We start from the raw sequence: 17,568 nt of genomic DNA, 5'->3' as shown, positions 1-17,568 counted from the left end.
TTGTTTGTTAAAGTGATAGCTGTATGATGCCGCAGATTAGTAATTGGATTTATAGGAGGATTTTACATCCTCTTTCGCATCCTTAGCCTGATTGGCAACCTCTTTAGAGGATGCTTTAGCTTCATCAGCTACGTCTTTAGAGGCGTCTTTAACATCCGAGCTTACATTGCTTGAGGCTTCACTTACAGTGTCACCAATTTTACTTCCAGCCTCTTGAAGAGTGGCGGCAATTTGTTGTTTGCTGTCACTGACAGTGGTATAGATATCAGAAGCTTTATCTGACACCGTACTAGCCAAATCGGTTGCTTTTTCGCCAACGGTTGTCGCAATAGCTTTGGTTTTGTCAGTTACGGCACCAGCAACTTCTTTGGTCTTGTCTGTAGCTTGAGAAAGTTTATCTGACAGATCACTGCGCATTTCACGACCAGGCTTTGGTGCAAATAGCAGGGCTGCTGCGGCACCAATTAAGCTACCAATAAAGATACCTTTTAATAAGCTGCTTCCGTTCTCTACTTCATGTTCTACGTTACTCATCACCAATCACTCCTTATAATTTATCTTACTTCGTATATAAACTTTGGCGTATGGGCTGAAACAGTTGAAGAGCAAGGGAGAGATTACGGGAGTTTAAGGGAGGATACGGTAACCTAGAGGGCTTTAGGTCATATAAACCGCGTTTTTAAGGCTTTATCAACATTTGTTTATGCGCAAAAAGAAGGCGAAGACAGGCTGTGATATGCAGCATATGTCTCCATCCTTCCACGATTGAATTTATAATGTTACGGATTAATCATTAACGGCTTGGAGTACCGCATAGCCGAATTCAGGCAGATTCAGATGCAGCTGGGATGTGGAGGTTTCAGTCCGCTTCTGCGTCTTTAGATTTACCCATATCGTGTCTGCTCCGGTTACAGGAATGATGACTTCGGCCATAACATCTTCATTGTTCAATACGATTATGAACCGGCTTTGTTTGTCCCACCGCTCATATACAAGCAGCTTTGGATAACCCGGAATCTCCAGCGCTTTAAATCCACTGCTCCGGAATGCGGGATGAGATTTACGAAGGCTGATCGTCCAGCGATAGTATTCGAACAATTCTTGATTCTGTTTCTGTGAGTCCCACTCCATACATTTTCGGTTGTCCGGATCGTATCCGCCATCCATGCCGATTTCATCGCCATAATAAACACAGGGTGCTCCTTGAAAGGTCATCTGGAACAAAACGGCCAGCTTTAACTTCCTGATGTCACCGCCACAAAGTGTCAGGAAACGAACTGTATCATGGCTGTCTAGCAGATTAAAGGCGGCTTCCGTAATTTGCTGCGGATAATTCGCTAGCATAGTAGCAACCGACTGAGAGAATTGTGCAGCATTGATCTGTCCGTGAGCGAAAAAATTAATTTGAATATTCGTTAGCGGGTAATTCATAACGGCGTCAAATTGATCGCCAAGCAGCCACGGCAAGGAATCATGCATGATTTCTCCTACGAGATAGGCTTCTGGATTAATGCTTTTGATCGCACTGCAGAATTGCCGCCAGAACGAATGGGAGACTTCATTTGCGACATCAAGCCGCCAGCCGTCTATACCGATTTCCTCGATCCAATAGCGGCCTGCATTCAGTAGATATTCTATGACTTCAGGATTCTCAGTGTTGAACTTAGGCATGATAGGCTCAAATGCAAAGGTGTCATAGGTGGGAATTCCGTCGATGACCTGTGGCGGCCACTCGCGTACATGGAACCAATCCGCATAACGTGAAGATTGCCCGTTCGCGAGCAGATCAACAAATGGCGGGAAGGTATGACCGCAATGATTAAAGACACCGTCCAGGATGACACGGATGCCTTTGGAGTGACAGGAGTCCACAAGCTCTTTCAGCAATGTATTGGTGCCAAAATGAGGATCGACCAAATAATAATCTTTTGTATCGTATTTATGATTGGTGGTTGCCGCAAATAAAGGATTAAAATATATAGCATTGATGCCCAATTCACAGAGATAATCCAAATGATCTAGTACACCCTGTAAGTCCCCTCCGAAGAAATTCCGAGGACTCGGCGTGCCGCCCCATTCCAATACATCTGTCGGATCGTTGGTGGGATCCCCATTCGCGAAACGCTCCGGGAATATTTGATAAAATACTGCATCTTTCACCCACGATGGAGGGGAGTGCACATCTTCACGATTCAAAAATGGAAAGTCGAACAAGCCCTCATATACCACAGCAGGTGGCTCTGGATAAAAACCTTTTTCCAAAAAATAAAGAACTTCGTCTTTGTCATAAAGCGCAAAGTAATACGCGAGTCTGCGGTAAACGGGACGGACGGAGGCTTGCCAGTAATCGAACAAGCCGTCAGAAGCGAGGCGCTGCATTGGAATGACCTCATGCGTTTTGTCCCAGCCAAATTTATCTCCACAGAAAAGATCGATCTGTGATACGTTGTCCCGCTTAGTTCTTATGCGAATATGAAGTGTAGACTCATCGTAGGCATATGACCAATTTTGTCCCATACGGTGATAAACGGCTTCCGGTTGAATCATACTCACTTTCCATCCCTTCAGGCATGTAAACGCAAAAAAGGGCCAACCTCATGATTTTCAGAGGTTGAACCCTTGGCGGTTTCATTGCCTTTAAATTTGTCTGCATCTTACCATAACCCTCAAGAGCAAAGCAAGAGGTTATTTCACAAGAAATTACAATATGGAATATTTAGTATGTGGTAGGGATAAAGAGAAAATAAAAGAAAAGAAAAGATAAACGTTGTTAAACCGTCTTTTTTGGACTTATACTCTGATTGCAATCAAAATTATGGATATTATAGAATGAGGGCGAACGAACTTGATTTTTCATAACACGCATTCAAATTAAAGGCACTGTTACCTGGAAAGGTACAACCTCGGCACTTTGTGCAAATGAGGTTGTACCTTTTTTATATGCTTTTTTTCAATGCGGGTTAGGTTTAATCACTCATGAACGAAGGGGAGATGAGCAAATGAAGAAGAGTAAACGTTCCAAAATGCAAGCGGTAACATTTAGTTTAGTCCTATGCCTGCTGTTAACTTTGACGGTCACCGCATGCGGTTCAGGCAATGGGAACTCCGCATCAAAGCCGAATTCGAGTCCGAATTCCGCAGTGAACGAGCCGGGGGGAACCGCAAATGAGACAAATACTTCCGGAGAGAATACCACCGATGAGGAAATGAAACCAGAAGCAGGGGCCAAACTGATGGTCTGGGAAGCCAAGGAGCAGCTTGAGTACATGAAGCAGGTTGCTGCTGATTTCGAAAAAGAATATGGTGTTCCCGTCACAGTTGAGGAAATGGCAGGTGGTGATCAAGGCGCAAGACTGGCGACGGATGGTCCGTCTAAACTTGCTGCAGATGTGTTGACTCTGCCCCATGACCAGATCGGGCAAGCCGTAAAAGCAGGGCTGCTTTTGCCAAATGATGTTTTTGAGGAAGAAACCAAATCAACGATGGTGGCAACAGCCGTTCAGGCATCGTCTTATGATGGCATTCTTTACGGTTATCCTAAATCGGTAGAAACCTATGCGCTGTTCTACAACAAGGACCTGATTCCTGACGCTCCTAAAACGTGGGATGATGTGATTGCTTTTGCAGATACGTATAACAATCCGAAGGAAAACAAATTTGCAATCATGTGGGAATTCGTCGGATATTACAGCTATCCGTTTATTGGCAGCTTCGGCGGATATATTTACGGAGACAACAATACGAATTTCAAGGATATTGGATTGAACAATGAAGGCACTATCAAAGGGTTTACGTTTCTGCAGAGCCTCAAAAAAATTCTGCCTTTGAATGCAGGAGATATCACTTATGACGTGAAAACACAGTTGTTCCAAGAAGGTAAGCTGGCGATGAATATCGACGGGCCGTGGTCCATAGCGGCGTTTAAGGAAAATGTTAACCTGGGTGTGGCTCCTCTTCCAAAGGGACCTGACGGTCAAGACAGTCTTTCTTTCTCCGGGGTCAAATCGTATTATGTCAACTCATATACGGAATATCCAGTCGCAGGCCGTTTGTTCGCACATTTTGCAAGCAACAAGGAGAATCAGCTTAAGAATTTTGAGATGACGGGAGCGATTCCTGCGAGTATAGAGGCTGGAGAAGCGCCGGAAATCAAAGATGACCCTATTATTGGCGGATTCTTCGAGCAATTCCAAAATTCCGTTCCAATGCCTTCCGTTTCAGAAATTAAATCGGTCTGGGAACCCCTAAAAGCAGCGTTTGTGTCCCTGTGGAACGACTCAAATCTTGATGTTAAACAGACGCTGGATCAGACTGTAACCACGATTCAGGCCGATCTGGAGTCGAAGTAAAGGGCAGGTGATTTAACCATGAGGAAGAAAACAGGCGCAGCGCTACTCTCGACTATTATTCCGGGACTGGGCCAGTTCTACAACCGGCAGTGGCTGAAAGGATTGGTATTCCTGCTGGTGGGGTCTGCTGGAATCTACTATATTGCTCATGATCTGATGGGACATTTGCATGGCTTAATTACGCTTGGTGAATTTCCAAGCCGTATGGTCAAGGTAGGCAAATTAACCCGGATGGTGGAAGGCGACCACTCCATTTTTATGATGATCAATGGTCTAATGGCATTGCTGGCGCTGCTCTTTTATACAGCTTTTCATTTACTGAACATCAGAGATGCATTCCTAGTTGGAGCTGCACGGGACCGGAAAGAGCCCATTCATTCATTCGCTGAATCGCTCAGAGCTATGGGGCGGAGGAATTTTGCCTATCTTGTCCTCGCGATTCCCTTTGTGGCCGTGGTTTTTCTGACGATATTACCACTTGTTTTTTCGGTGCTACTGGCGTTTACGAACTATGCCGACCCGATTTTACCGCCAGCACATCTAGTAGACTGGGTGGGCTTCGGTAATTTTAATAAAATGCTTAGTCTGGATGTCTGGAGTTCCACCTTTGGTGGAGTGCTGACTTGGACCTTGATCTGGGCGGTTATTGCTACTGCGACGACTTACATTGGAGGTGTGCTTATTGCAGTACTTATTCACCAGCCCCGTGTCCGCTGCAAAAAGCTTTGGCGCACACTTCTGATCGTTCCTTTCGCTATTCCCAATATGATTTCTCTGCTCGTCATGCGCAATATGTTCAATAATCAATTCGGACCGATCAATAGTTATTTAAGAGCCTTGGGACTGGAGGGTGTGGCCTGGCTAACCAATCCTTTCTGGGCTAAGGTCACTGTAATTCTGGCTAATATGTGGATCGGCATTCCGGTGACCATGATTCTGGCCTTTGGAGTGCTGACAACAATTCCGAAGGATATGTATGAAGCGGCAGAAGTAGACGGTGCTGGGTCATTTTATAAATTCCGCATGATTACGCTGCCCATGGTATTGTTCGCAACCGCACCTATCCTGATTATGCAGTTTGCCGGCAACATTAACAGCTTTAATGTCATTTATCTAATGACTAATGGAGAACCGGTTAATCCTAACTACCAGTACGCGGGCCACACTGACCTGCTGGTGACTTGGCTTTATAAACTGGCGCTGAACCAGTCACAGTACAGCTTTGCTTCTGTCATCGGGATTGTCATCTTCCTGATGGTCGCGACATTCTCCATCTGGAGCTACCGGCGGACGCGATCCTTTAAAGAGGAGGATATGATTGCATGAAGCTAAGACTGACGGAAGCGTTAAAAACGTTTGGATGCCATTTATTGCTGATTGTGCTCAGTTTTATTAGTCTTTTCCCAGCTTTCTGGATTATTATGTCTTCGTTCAAAACAGGAAACAGTTTGTTCAGTGACTCATTGATTCCTAAGAATTTCACCTTTGTTCATTACAAGGAACTGTTTGAGCAAACTAAATATTTGCTATGGTTCATGAATACGCTAAAGATTGCGGCGTTGTCTACGCTGCTCGGCACCTTTTTGCTGCTGCTGACTTCGTACGCCATTTCTCGTTATCGATTTACGGGCAGAAAAACTACACTAACCACGCTCCTAGTTCTGCAGATGTTTCCGGGATTTATGGCTATGATTGCAGTTTACGTGCTGCTGAACACACTTGGGCTACTGAATTCTCATTGGGCACTTGTGCTCGTGTACAGCAGCGGTGCTATTATCACGAATGTTTTTGTGGCTAAAGGTTTTTTTGATACGATTCCTAAAAGCTTGGAAGATGCTGCGCGAATGGATGGGGCGAGTCATATGAAAGTATTTCTTTCTATCATGATCCCGTTATCTAAGCCGATGCTCACCTATGCCAGCCTTATGATTTTCAACGGCTGCTTTGTGGATTTTATATTCGCCGACCTTGTATTGCGTACGGAGGATACAAGAACGCTCGCCGTTGGGCTTTACCGGATGGTGAACCAAAGTAACTCAACCGAGTTTACGTTGTTCGCTGCCGGAGCGGTATTGGTCGCTCTCCCAGTCACGCTGCTGTTCATTTTCCTACAGCGTTTCTTGGTGGATGGCCTGACCGCAGGTGCAAGCAAAGGATAAGACGAACTGCGCTACCCTTGTGAGGCTACGCTGAATTCCATAAAAACCGCTTTCTACTCAGAGATCAAGGTTCTGAGAAGGAAGCGGTTTTTTATATTTTATCCGGTTTCTAAAATCTTCTTGGTGGGGACAGGATTGAAGAATAATGAAAATAGGAGTAGAATTCCTCATGGAACCAACACTTAAGGGAGTTTGTAGAGTACTCAAAAATCCCGGAGCACGGGGTTATTTTCTAGCATTTATTAAATGTGAATACTAATAAGTCCTTGTGAGTTATAGAGCATCTAGTTAAAGAGGAGAGAAATCATGGAAACCGTATTAGTACGAGAGTATCGGGCGGATTTGCTGGAATGTGTCCATAGTGGGCATATTGCCATCGTAGGAGAGAACGGAAATTTAAAGGGGTATGCAGGTGATCCGGAATTTGTATCGTTCACCCGTTCAGCTGCTAAACCCCTTCAGGCTATTCCAGGCGTACGTGGGGGGATTGTGGAGCATTACGGCTTTACACCCGCAGAGGTTGCCCTGATGACCGCCTCTCATCGGGGAGAGAGCTACCATGTAGCTGCGCTAGAGAGCATATCCTCCAAGATTGGCATCGATGAGCAACAAATGATCTGTGCAACGAGTTACCCGCTGGATTATTCCAGTAGGGAGAACGCCATTCGTGGTGCGGGCAAAAGAAAGTTCTATCATAACTGTGCGGGCAAGCACATGGGTATCTTATCTTACAGTAAGCTCAAAGGTTTGCCGCTTGAAGAATACTCACAGCCGGAGCAAACGGTGCAGCGTGAGATTATCGACACCATTGCTTATATGGCCGGTGTGGCCCCAGACAGTATCGGTTTAGGTACGGACGGATGCGGGCTGCCGGTATTTGCTCTGCCTCTGACCGCCTTGGCGACGGCCTATTTGAAATTAGCCAATCCGGATTTGATTGCAGATGAAGCTACTCGCAAAGCGGTGACTACTATTACAACGGCAATGAATGCTTATCCGGAGATGGTTTCTGGATCTGGTCGCCTTGATTCTATTCTTTTGGAAGATGATAATATTATTGCTAAGGGTGGATTTAAGGGTGTCTATTGCTTCGGCTTACGCCGTGAGCGACTGGGGATTGCCTTCAAGATTCTGGACGGATCGGAAGAAGAGTGGGGACTTATTGTACAGGGAATTTTAAATCAAATTGGTTATAGTCAGAAAAATACCTTGGAAAAGCTGCGCAATGCATTTTCAGGCGTGATTTACAATGACGGGGGTACACGAGTAGGCCATGCGGATACCGAGTTCAAGCTTAATTTCATAAAGTAGGATCATATAAAAAGAGCCCTTCGACTACGAATCCATCTTCTGGATACGCAGCAAAGGGCTTTTTTCTACGAGAAGCGGTAGTCATCTTTAAAGGACGGCAACATCGGTTCTTCTTGTAATAGGGAGACCTATTATTTATGACGTAGACGGCCGAGTTCGGAGACGAGTGCTTCCACCTGAGAAATACTTAGTCTGTCGCTGCCCATGGCTACCTCATAAACATCATAGATATCTTCATAATGATCTACTGAAAAAGCGGAGGCTTGCATCGCCGCGGCACTGGCCATTTTTAATTTGTTTTTGATAGCCTCGATCATATACTCAACATTTTCCTGACTAGGCTTTGTTAAATCCATTAGGTTAAAACATCCTCTCTGTATACTGATTCATGTATTTTACCATGTTTGGCAGCTTGACCACCATTTTTTTGTCGGGTTCCCTGAAATCATGTTAAATTAAAGGCATGAGATCAAAAATATCATCGAAGGGAGGAAATGTATTGGCAATCAGAGAACAGGGAAGCGGAAAACGCATTAAAATGGACGATGCTGGATTAGTGTCCTTTTTCATGGAAATAGCTGCTCTGCATTCCGCCGAGGAAGTCACGTTCCTGTGCATTGGAACAGATCGGTCTACAGGAGATGCACTCGGTCCGCTGACGGGCAGCAAACTTGTGGAACATGGCTTCCGACATGTAATCGGTACGTTGCCGTCTCCTTGCGATGCAGATAACTTGGTGGCCAGAGTGGCTGAGATTCCCTCCGGGCATATTGTAGTTGCGGTAGATGCTTGTCTGGGTCCTCCGATCGCGCTTGGATATTACTTCGTTTCGAGTGAGCCACTACAGCCTGCACAATCGGTGGGGGCAAATCTTCCAGCCGTAGGTCACTATAGTTTGGCGGCCGTTGTAGATATGAATGGCCCGAAACCCTATAGAACGTTGCAGACCACTCCACTGCATAGAGTGATGGTTATGGCAGAACATATCGCTATAGCGGCAGCAAAAGGATTCGGACTCCAGTAGTACCCATTGGGCACTTAAAAATAAGTTGTCCGTTTCAAGGCGGGCTGTTTTGCTTAATAATAGATATTAGACACATTATCTTAGTATTCTAGAAAGAGGGAAGCAGCCATGGAAAGAGTTCGTTGTGACGGAAGCAATATATGCTACAGTGATCAGGGGAAAGGCGAAGTTATTGTATTGCTGCATGGCTTTTGTGGAAGCGCTGAATATTGGGAACAAGTCATTCCTGTCTTAAGCAGCGGCTACAGAGTGATTGCTCCCGATTTACGTGGTCACGGAGCTTCGGAAGCTCCATTAGGACCTTATAGTATTGAACAAATGGCAGATGATGTTCTGGGTCTGTTAGATTCGCTGGAGATTGCTGAATGCATCATGCTTGGTCATTCGCTTGGCGGATATATTACGCTATCGTTTGCTCAGCGTTATGCTTCTCGATTGAAAGGCTTTGGATTAATTCATTCTACTGCTTATCCAGATAGTGAAGAAGCTAAGGAAAAACGACTGAAGAGTGTCAGCGCGATTCAAAATGAAGGGATTACTCCTTTCGTAGACAGCTTCGTACCAGGATTGTTTGCTGAAGCAACCGCTTCTGCATCTCCACAGCTGCTGGAGCGTGCTAAAGAAATCGGCTACAAAACGCCTCCACAAGGAGCGGCAGGAGCTGCACTGGCGATGCGTGAGCGTCCAGATCGACGGGATGTAATTACGGCCACTACGTTGCCGGTATTGCTTGTTGCTGGCGAGCAGGATGGATTGATTCCTGCTGAACGAACCTTTACTGCGGATAAACCGAATATAACGCAAGCAACGATATCGGGTGCAGGCCACATGAGTCTTTTTGAAGCTCCTGAACGATTAGCCGAGATCATAAAGGATTTTGTTCAGGCTTCCGTTTTAGACAATAGCCGCGTATAAAAAATCATCTACAAAGAGGCAGCACGGCGCCATTATGGCGTGTGCTGCCTCTTTTTTTAAGGGCTATCTAATGATCTGGTATTTTCCTTAACTGGCATAGAATTCGGCAATGGTTTAAGATAAATCAATAGAATAACTTAAGTGGTCTGAGTCCTGAATTTTTTGCTACCACAGTACGGAAAAGGAGGAATTGCATGTTTCGAAGAGACTATATTGTCCGGATGATCGAAGATATGACGGCGATGGTTGCCAAGGTATTTTCTCTAAAGCAGGAACGGAAGACGACAGAAGCTTTATGGGAAATTGATGAGCTGTTGAACCGGCATTTTCCGCTGAATTCACGTCTTTTAAATTCACTATCTGTAGAAGATATCATAGATATGTTTCGTTTTGGCGGTGTGGTTGAGTCCGATAAGCTTCAAGGTCTGGCCAAACTGCTGAAGGAAGAAGGCAGCATTTATGCGGCAAATGGCGATAAGGATGCAGCATTATTTAGAAGTATGAGAGCTTTACACTTATATTTGTACGCGGATCTTCATGGAGCAGACAGGGAGCTGCTGCATATGACTCAGGAAATTGATGAACTCTTGCAGGATGTGCAGGCCTATCGTCTCCCGTCTAAAACGGAGCGGCTACTGTTGGAGTATATGGAGTCGGTAGGACGATATAGTAAAGCGGAGGACAGCCTCTACCGGCTGTGGGAGCAAGGAGAAGATGTTGTAATAGAAGGGGATAAGCTGTACAATCGGCTGCTGCTCAAATCATCTGCAGAATTGGAACAAGGTGCCCTTCCTCTGGAGGAAGTAGAGCAGGGGTTAAAAGAGTGGGGCAGGGTAACAGCGATACGAAAGGAAGCAGGAACCTGATGAATACGATGAATATCCCTTTATATATTATCGATGCTTTTGCAGAACAGGCTTATTCAGGCAATCCTGCGGCGGTATGTTTACTGGAGCATCCCGTCGATGAAGGTTATATGCAGAAGACAGCAGCGGAAATGAACTTGTCAGAGACAGCTTTTCTCTGGCCAGAGGAAGATGGATATCGCTTGCGATGGTTTACACCTAAAGTTGAGGTCAAGCTGTGTGGGCATGGGACTCTAGCAAGTGCGCATGTACTATGGGAGAGCGGATTGCTAGCGCCTGACATGGAAGCAAGGTTCTATACACGCAGTGGGTTGCTCAGAGCTTCTCGTTCAGGAGATTTGATCTCACTGTACTTCCCGCCTTATCAGCTTCAACCCTCTCCTGTAATTTCAGGTCTCGCAGCAGCGCTTGGTATTGCAGAAGCCAATGTGGTGGAAACTATGCGATATGTTGATAATATACTTGTACGACTGGATCAGGAAGCCCGGGTTCGCGAACTCAGCCCTGACTTCGGAGCTTTATCCGGACTTGAAGGGAGAGGTTTCGCGGTTACCGCAGAAAGCTCTATCGAAGGTATAGATTGTATATCACGTTTTTTTGCGCCGAAGGTAGGAGTGAATGAGGATCCGGTAACAGGCTCAGCGCATACTGCATTGGCACCTTTTTGGGCGGATAGACTCAATCGTACGCAGTTGACCGCTTATCAAGCTTCGAAACGTGGAGGTTTGCTTCAGTTAGAGGTAAGTAAAGACGAGATTAAGTTGTCTGGGCGAGCATTAACTATAGTTAGTGGTGAACTGCATGTTAAGCCCTGCTAGAACAAGGAACGCCCCTTGTTAACACGTGATATAATGAACGATGATGGTTAGGAGACATAGATTCTCCATTTTTAATCCCGAAAGTGAGATGTGCGTTGTGGAATCTTTAACAGCTCTAATTGAACAACTAATTAATGACCGTACTTTGATTACGGCTACCCTAAGTCAAGTACGTTATAAAGGCGAAAATTGTACCAAAGTGCAGGTTAAACCTGTTGAACTAAAGGGGAAGCTGCATTATCAGTTTGCGTCCTATATTGGTACAAAGGTAGAACATCGCAACGTACCCGCTGAGTTAGCGGCGGAAGAAATATCTCTTTTATTTAGAGAAACGTATCGGCAAGGTTTGTTGTGTACAGTAGAAGCCGATTATCAGGTGCTTATTAGTAAGAAATTCAAAGTATCCATCCTAACCAAGTCTCCAAGTAAAAAGGAAGAGCCGGATCTAGCTCACAACCGTCGCAAACGTTATGTGCTGGAGGATGGAGAGCCTGTGCCATTTCTGGTGGAGCTTGGAATCATGAATAAAGAAGGTAAAGTGCTGGCCAAAAGATATGATAAGTTTCGGCAGATCAATCGTTTTCTGGAGATGGTAGAGGACGTGCTTGCCGATCTGCCAACAGGCCGACCGTTGACGATTGTGGATTTTGGCTGTGGAAAATCATATTTGACCTTTGCGCTGTATCACTATCTGACCGTTCGTAAGAAGCGGGAGCTTAATATCATTGGGTTAGATTTAAAAGCAGATGTGATTGAGCATTGTAACGAACTTGCTGCCAAAATCGGTTATGATCACTTGAAGTTCTTCGTGGGTGACATTGCCGAGTATAATGAGCTGGAGCAAGTGGACATGGTGATCACACTTCATGCTTGCGACACAGCTACCGATGCTGCCCTTGAAAAAGCAGTACGTTGGGGAGCGTCTGTTATTTTGTCCGTGCCTTGCTGCCAGCATGAATTATTCGCACAAATCGAAAATGAAGTAATGAGCCCTATGCTTTCGCATGGCATATTGAAAGAGCGTTTTTCCGCCTTGGCTACAGACGCCATTCGCGCCAAATTGCTCGACATGATGGGCTATAGCAGCCAGCTGCTGGAATTCATCGATCTGGAGAATACACCGAAGAACATTATGATTCGTGCCGTTAAGAGCTCAGCCGGGGACAACTCCGTCAAATGGCGCGAATACACCGCATTCCGCGATTTTCTGGGAGCAAAACCCTACCTCGAACGCGTATGCGCGGATCTGCTTCCTACTGAGAGTTCGGTAGAAGGGTAGAGGATATTAAGGTAGAAAGCGTAGGATGTTGCAGTGAGTGCGATCTAATGGCGAGTTGGTTTAGTTGTACTTTGTGCAATTAAATATGCTCTGAAGCTGCGTTTTAGTGATTTAGTTGCACTTTGTACACTTAAAAACGAACAATACTCCGCATATGGCGGGATTCTCGAAAAACAGTTGCACAAAGTACAATTAAAGTGGAAGTAAGCGGCGAGAGCACGGGAATAGCTGCACTTTTTACAACTATATAGTTTTTTTGATGAGAATTCGGATAGTGCAGCTAGTGTGATCTAATGGTTAGGATGTTGCAGTGAGTGCGATCTAATGACGAGTTGGTTTAGTTGTACTTTGTGCAACTGGATATGCTCTGAAGCTGCGTTTTAGTGATTTAGTTGCACTTTGTACACTTAAAAACGAACAATACCCCGCATATGGCGGGATTCTCGAAAAACAGTTGCACAAAGTACAATTAAAGTGGAAGTAAGCAGCGAGAGCACGGGAATAGCTGCACTTTTTACAATTATATAGCTTTTTTGATGAGAATTCGGATAGTGCAGCTAGTGTGATCTAATGGCGAGTTGGTTTAGTTGTACTTTGTGCAACTAAATATGCTCTGAAGCTGCGTTTTAGTAATTTAGTTGTACTTTGTACACTTAAAAACGAACAATGCTCCGCATATGGCGGGATTCTTCAAAAACAGTTGCAGAAAGTACAATTAAAGAGGAAGTAAGCAGCGAGAGCACGGGAATAGCTGCACTTTTTACAACTATATAGCTTTTTTGATGAGAATTCGGATAGTGCAGCTAGTGTGACCTAATGGTTAGGATGTTGCAGTGAGTGCGATCCAATGGTGAGGACGGTACGGCTAGTGTGATCTAATGGCGAGTTGGTTTAGTTGTACTTTGTGCAACTAAATATGCTCAGAAGCTGCGTTTTAGTAATTTAGTTGCACTTTGTACACTTAAAAACGAACAATACTCCGCATATGGCGGGATTCTTGAAAAACAGTTGCACAAAGTACAATTAAAGTGAAAGTAAGCAGCGAGAGCACGGGAATAGCTGCACTTTTTACAATTATATAGCTTTTTATGGGAATTAGGGCGGTACGGCTCCTTTGTGGAGAGGTATCGTCTTTTTGCGTTCTAGTCTTGTATAAGGGAAATGTGGAAAGGATAGAGATAAATTAACGAATACAGGGGTATCTAAATGTGGCGTTTTAAAAAAGACCGGAGTCTGGAATCATCAATCGCATATATGTGTGGAGCCTTAGTGATAACGGCTGGGGTGGGTGCTTGTTTGTTGCGGGGATTGTTTTTTACTGAGGAGATGTATCCCTTTCTAACTTTATGGTTTGTGTTGTGTTGTACGTGCTCGCTTTATTATCTTATTGGGGTTGGCGCATGGAGAAAAAGTGGGGGAGGTGCAGTAAGTGGTATTACGGGAGTCAATGGAGTTAGTGAAGGTAGTGAAGGTAGTGAAGTTAGCGGAGAAAATAAAGCGTTAAGAATATTATTAAGCGTCCCTTTAATTATTCTATCACTTTATGTGATTCATTGGTTGCGCGGGCCGCTTTCCTCCCAGGGAACTATGAATGAAACGCTGCGGTGGGGCTTGTATGCTAGCTTTGCATTATTGGTTTGTTTTTGTGCGGTGAACCGGGTGGGGCGGCGGATTGTAAATGTAACTTGGTCTATGGCGGGTATGTTTTTGAGCATGAGCGCTTTGTTGGCTGTTTGTGGAGTGGTAAAGTTGCCTTTCGCTGTGGCCTACAGCAATTCATCGGAAGTGAGTGCCACAGGGGTTAGGTTAGCAGGATTGATGGAATATCCGAATGCTTTTGGTGCTGTTATGGCTGTTTTTCTGCTGGAACGGCTATTTGCTGTTGCTGTTTATTACGGGGAGCCAAAAAAGAGCGTGAATATGTTGGGAGCAAGAAGTGTTGGGCTGGGGATGGAGTGCGCAGAAGCAGAACGGAGGAGCAAAGGGGCAGGAGGCGTGGAAGCGGAGCAGGGAAAAGCGGGAAGCACGACCGCCGCGCTGCTGCGCTTGCTGCCGCTGTTCCCGTACACCGCCGCGCTGCTCCTCAGCGAGTCGCGCGGCGCATGGCTGACGGCGGCTTGCGCCTGCACCGCCGTCTTGCTCTGGAAGCGGCAGCTAATCGCGCCGCTTCTTGCTGCTGGCGCCGCGCCCGTGGCCGCCGCGGCGCTACTCTACCGCCAACTGGCCCGTGCCGGGTTGGCGGTAGAGCCTGTACCCGGCCTGCTGTTGCTGGCCGGGCTTTGGGTCGGCGCGCTGCTAGCCGGCCTATGGCTGTGCCGCCGCCAGCGCAGCGCGGCGGGCACTGCCCGAGCCGCCATGCTGGCATTGGCGGTGGCAGGTTGGACGGCGGCGGGGATCGCCGTCCTCCTGCACGTGCGCGAGCGGATTACCGGACCGTCATCGACGGTATCCGCGCGCGGGCTGTTCTACCGCGACGCCTGGCGGCTAGCGGCAGAGGCACCTTGGCAGGGACGTGGGGGTGAGACTTGGCGGCATGCCTACCTTGCCGCCCAATCTCGCCCTTATGTAGGCAGCCAGGTGCATAATGGATACCTTGACATCCTGTTGAACTTAGGATTCGTTGGTCTTGCAGCCATACTCCTTATGCTGTTGGCAACAGGCTGGCTGCTGGCTACTAAATCGCCGCGGTTGCTGCCGCCGTTTCTGGTCATCGTCTTACACAGCGTCGTCGATTTTGACTGGAGCTACGGATTATTTTGGCTGCTGCTATTCTGGCTGCCAGCGCTTGCTCTGGCTGAGGATAAGCAGAAACATCAATCTGCGCCAACCCACCCTCAGTCTGAGACCAAGCTGCCAATTCAATCCACATCTACGAATCCGCTCACCAATGTCTCTACACCAGCGAATCCGCTAATTGCTCAATCTTCATCTACGAACCCGCTCACCAATGTTTCTACACTAGCGAATCCGCTAATTGCTCAATCTTCATCTACGAATCCGCTCACCAATGTCTCTGCACCAGCGAATCCGCTAATTGTTCAATCTTCATCTACGAACCCGCTCACCAATGTCACTACACCAGCGAATCCACTAATTGCTCAATCTTCATCTACGAACCCGCTCACCAATGTCACTACACCTACGAATCCGCTAATCGCTTACCCCACACCCAAGAAATCGCCCCAAATCCGCCTTCGCCAACTAATCGGAACTGCGGCATGTTGTTTTTTGCTTCTGCTGGGGGTGCTATCTTTTCACGCCGCTCAAGGAGAGAAGTTCTATCGACAAGCGATTATGTCGGTGGATCCTTCGGTGAAGGTAGAGTTGCTACAGCAATCGCTGGGGTGGAATCCCCGGTCACCTCGAACGGCTATAGCATTATCTAGGCTGCTCTCGGGTGAACAGAGCGTGAGTCTGCTTCGGCAGAGTTTGTTGTATTCTCCCGAGAATGCCAGCTTAAGCTGGGAGCTGGCTGAACGATGGATAAGCAGTGGCCGTCCGGGGGCGTCGTTATATTGGATGCGCCAGAGCCTTAGGCTGGATAAGTACAACAATGCCAAGTGGGTGAAGGCGATTGAAGGGATGCTTCTTATGGGGCAAAAAAAGCTTGCAGAAGGAAATCGAAAGGAAGGCCTAGTCTGCGTCGCCTCTGGGAATGAACTTCTTCTGGAATATAGAAGGTTGGCAGAAGAGGAGGCTAATAAAGGAGGGCAACATAATGACCGTGAGTTCCAAATGACAGAACAAGCCGACGACTTGAGTCGACGGCTTAGTATGTTGGCTTTACGATTTTAGCGGACGTGAAATCATCCAGGAGTAGAGAATGGGCACGATAATTGCAAGTACGAGTGCCGTAATAATAAGAAGCTGAGACAAGGCTCCGCTCAAAAAGGCTCCTGCAAAAATAAGTAGGCCACCGATCATCCACATTATCCCGGATAGACGATGTGTTTTTCGCCATACCTCGGGGTTGGCGAGCGTCCAGGCTGTACGAACCCCAAACAAGTAATTATCTTTTACCTGTGGCATGTAGTTGCCAAGAGCAATAAACATTATTCCAACAGCGCCTATGGCGATCTTCCCAACATTTATATCTTTACCTAGACCGTAAGCAATCGACAGCACCAGCATTAGATTAAAAAGCATCCCAATAGCAAGTCTGCTCATGGCATAGGCATTTTCGAATTTTTTGTAATTGTCCCGCTTAGGGTCGATGCTGCGTGTGAACTGCATGATCAGCGGGAGCACAATGCCTAAGATTCCGAACACAAAAATAGCTATATTTTTGTCCCAGTATCTGTTGACCTTACCCGTAATTCCAAATTGTGCCGGTAACTCCTGCGGAAGCTTGCTGTAATTGATCAGAGCGTAGGCTAATGTAGCTAAACCTAATATTACGATGAGGGTATCCTGCCATCTCCATTTGAAATCTTTCATCATTAATCCGCCTCCTTTTTGGAATCGATATCCTGATGTTGCTGCTTTCCGTCCAGTGATTTACTCTCCGTCTCCGTTTGCTTACCTGTCCCAGTGAGCTCCAATAACCAACCGAGAACCTCTTCGAGGACTGTTGTGTTTAGCGAGTACATAATAAATTGTCCTTTTCGCTCATCCTGTACAAGATCGGCATGCTTCAGCGCATTCAGATGGTGAGAAATGCTTGGCTTAGACATGTTGAAAAAATCTGCGATTTCACCTGCGGTTCGATCTTTCTCCCTTAGTAACCGAATGATTTGGCGACGGGTAGGGTCAGCTAGTGCTTTAAAGGATTCATTCATATTCCACCCTGCCTTTCGATATTTAAATAATTATCTAAATATATAATAGCTCTTTGCTTTGATAGCTGT

General features: G+C 46.2%; 15 protein-coding genes. 10 read left to right on the top strand and 5 right to left on the bottom strand.

Going from position 1 to position 17,568, the window contains the following annotated elements:
- Window positions 1-36 precede the first annotated feature (36 nt).
- Together MHI15_RS10090 and MHI15_RS10085 are read right to left on the bottom strand one after the other, a co-directional pair.
- Window positions 37-534 (bottom strand): YtxH domain-containing protein, encoded by a 498-nt coding sequence (locus MHI15_RS10090; RefSeq protein WP_076128671.1) that lies wholly within the window; start codon window positions 532-534, stop codon window positions 37-39.
- 252 nt (window positions 535-786) lie between these two features.
- Entirely contained in the window at window positions 787-2,547 is a 1,761-nt protein-coding gene (locus MHI15_RS10085) for a glycoside hydrolase family 13 protein (RefSeq protein WP_076128807.1), read from the bottom strand.
- A 452-nt stretch (window positions 2,548-2,999) separates the two neighbouring features.
- On the opposite strand from MHI15_RS10085, the gene MHI15_RS10080 reads away from it, so the two are divergent.
- The 4 genes from MHI15_RS10080 (at window position 3,000) to MHI15_RS10065 (ending at window position 7,819) form a co-directional block, all read left to right on the top strand.
- Window positions 3,000-4,349, top strand: coding sequence for a sugar ABC transporter substrate-binding protein (locus MHI15_RS10080; RefSeq protein WP_341164384.1), 1,350 nt, complete (start codon window positions 3,000-3,002; stop codon window positions 4,347-4,349).
- Window positions 4,350-4,367: 18 nt separating this feature from the next.
- Complete coding sequence (locus tag MHI15_RS10075; protein WP_341164383.1) at window positions 4,368-5,675, top strand: carbohydrate ABC transporter permease; 1,308 nt, start codon at window positions 4,368-4,370, stop codon at window positions 5,673-5,675.
- Window positions 5,672-6,508, top strand: a complete 837-nt coding sequence (locus MHI15_RS10070; protein ID WP_340952378.1) for a sugar ABC transporter permease — start codon at window positions 5,672-5,674, stop codon at window positions 6,506-6,508. The genes MHI15_RS10075 and MHI15_RS10070 overlap by 4 nt, the downstream gene beginning before the upstream one ends.
- Before the next feature lie 306 nt (window positions 6,509-6,814).
- Window positions 6,815-7,819: an asparaginase gene (locus MHI15_RS10065; RefSeq protein ID WP_076128665.1), complete on the top strand. Its 1,005-nt coding sequence runs from the start codon at window positions 6,815-6,817 to the stop codon at window positions 7,817-7,819.
- A gap of 131 nt (window positions 7,820-7,950) precedes the next feature.
- Here MHI15_RS10065 and MHI15_RS10060 read toward each other — a convergent pair whose 3' ends face one another.
- Window positions 7,951-8,175, bottom strand: coding sequence for a DUF1128 domain-containing protein (locus MHI15_RS10060; RefSeq protein ID WP_036680203.1), 225 nt, complete (start codon window positions 8,173-8,175; stop codon window positions 7,951-7,953).
- Window positions 8,176-8,318: 143 nt separating this feature from the next.
- Here MHI15_RS10060 and yyaC point away from each other — a divergent pair, with 143 nt between their 5' ends.
- The 6 genes from yyaC (at window position 8,319) to MHI15_RS10030 (ending at window position 16,516) form a co-directional block, all read left to right on the top strand.
- Complete coding sequence (gene yyaC / locus MHI15_RS10055) at window positions 8,319-8,843, top strand: spore protease YyaC (protein WP_248549634.1); 525 nt, start codon at window positions 8,319-8,321, stop codon at window positions 8,841-8,843.
- Between the two features lie 108 nt (window positions 8,844-8,951).
- Window positions 8,952-9,758, top strand: coding sequence for an alpha/beta fold hydrolase (locus MHI15_RS10050; RefSeq protein WP_076128663.1), 807 nt, complete (start codon window positions 8,952-8,954; stop codon window positions 9,756-9,758).
- A gap of 194 nt (window positions 9,759-9,952) precedes the next feature.
- Window positions 9,953-10,624: a DUF6483 family protein gene (locus MHI15_RS10045; RefSeq protein WP_076128661.1), complete on the top strand. Its 672-nt coding sequence runs from the start codon at window positions 9,953-9,955 to the stop codon at window positions 10,622-10,624.
- The gene (locus MHI15_RS10040; protein ID WP_340033681.1) at window positions 10,624-11,442 is read left to right on the top strand and encodes a PhzF family phenazine biosynthesis protein; all 819 of its coding nucleotides are present in this window, start codon (window positions 10,624-10,626) and stop codon (window positions 11,440-11,442) included. The genes MHI15_RS10045 and MHI15_RS10040 overlap by 1 nt, the downstream gene beginning before the upstream one ends.
- An 88-nt stretch (window positions 11,443-11,530) precedes the next feature.
- Window positions 11,531-12,721, top strand: coding sequence for a class I SAM-dependent methyltransferase (locus MHI15_RS10035; protein ID WP_341164520.1), 1,191 nt, complete (start codon window positions 11,531-11,533; stop codon window positions 12,719-12,721).
- Between the two features lie 1,206 nt (window positions 12,722-13,927).
- The gene (locus MHI15_RS10030; RefSeq protein ID WP_341164382.1) at window positions 13,928-16,516 is read left to right on the top strand and encodes an O-antigen ligase family protein; all 2,589 of its coding nucleotides are present in this window, start codon (window positions 13,928-13,930) and stop codon (window positions 16,514-16,516) included.
- Here MHI15_RS10030 and MHI15_RS10025 read toward each other — a convergent pair.
- Entirely contained in the window at window positions 16,505-17,161 is a 657-nt protein-coding gene (locus MHI15_RS10025; RefSeq protein WP_052097330.1) for an SdpI family protein, read from the bottom strand. The two genes, MHI15_RS10030 and MHI15_RS10025, sit on opposite strands and share 12 nt — an antisense overlap.
- Entirely contained in the window at window positions 17,161-17,499 is a 339-nt protein-coding gene (locus tag MHI15_RS10020; protein WP_076179758.1) for an autorepressor SdpR family transcription factor, read from the bottom strand. Before MHI15_RS10020 ends, MHI15_RS10025 begins: the two co-directional genes overlap by 1 nt.
- Window positions 17,500-17,568 lie beyond the last annotated feature (69 nt).

Origin of the sequence: Paenibacillus sp. FSL H7-0918 (genome assembly GCF_038007025.1) — a bacterium.
In the GTDB taxonomy this organism is placed as follows: Bacteria; Bacillota; Bacilli; order Paenibacillales; family Paenibacillaceae; genus Paenibacillus_AQ; species Paenibacillus_AQ odorifer.
Note: the sequence above shows the minus strand (reverse complement) of the source record. Positions and strands in the feature narration are given on the sequence as shown.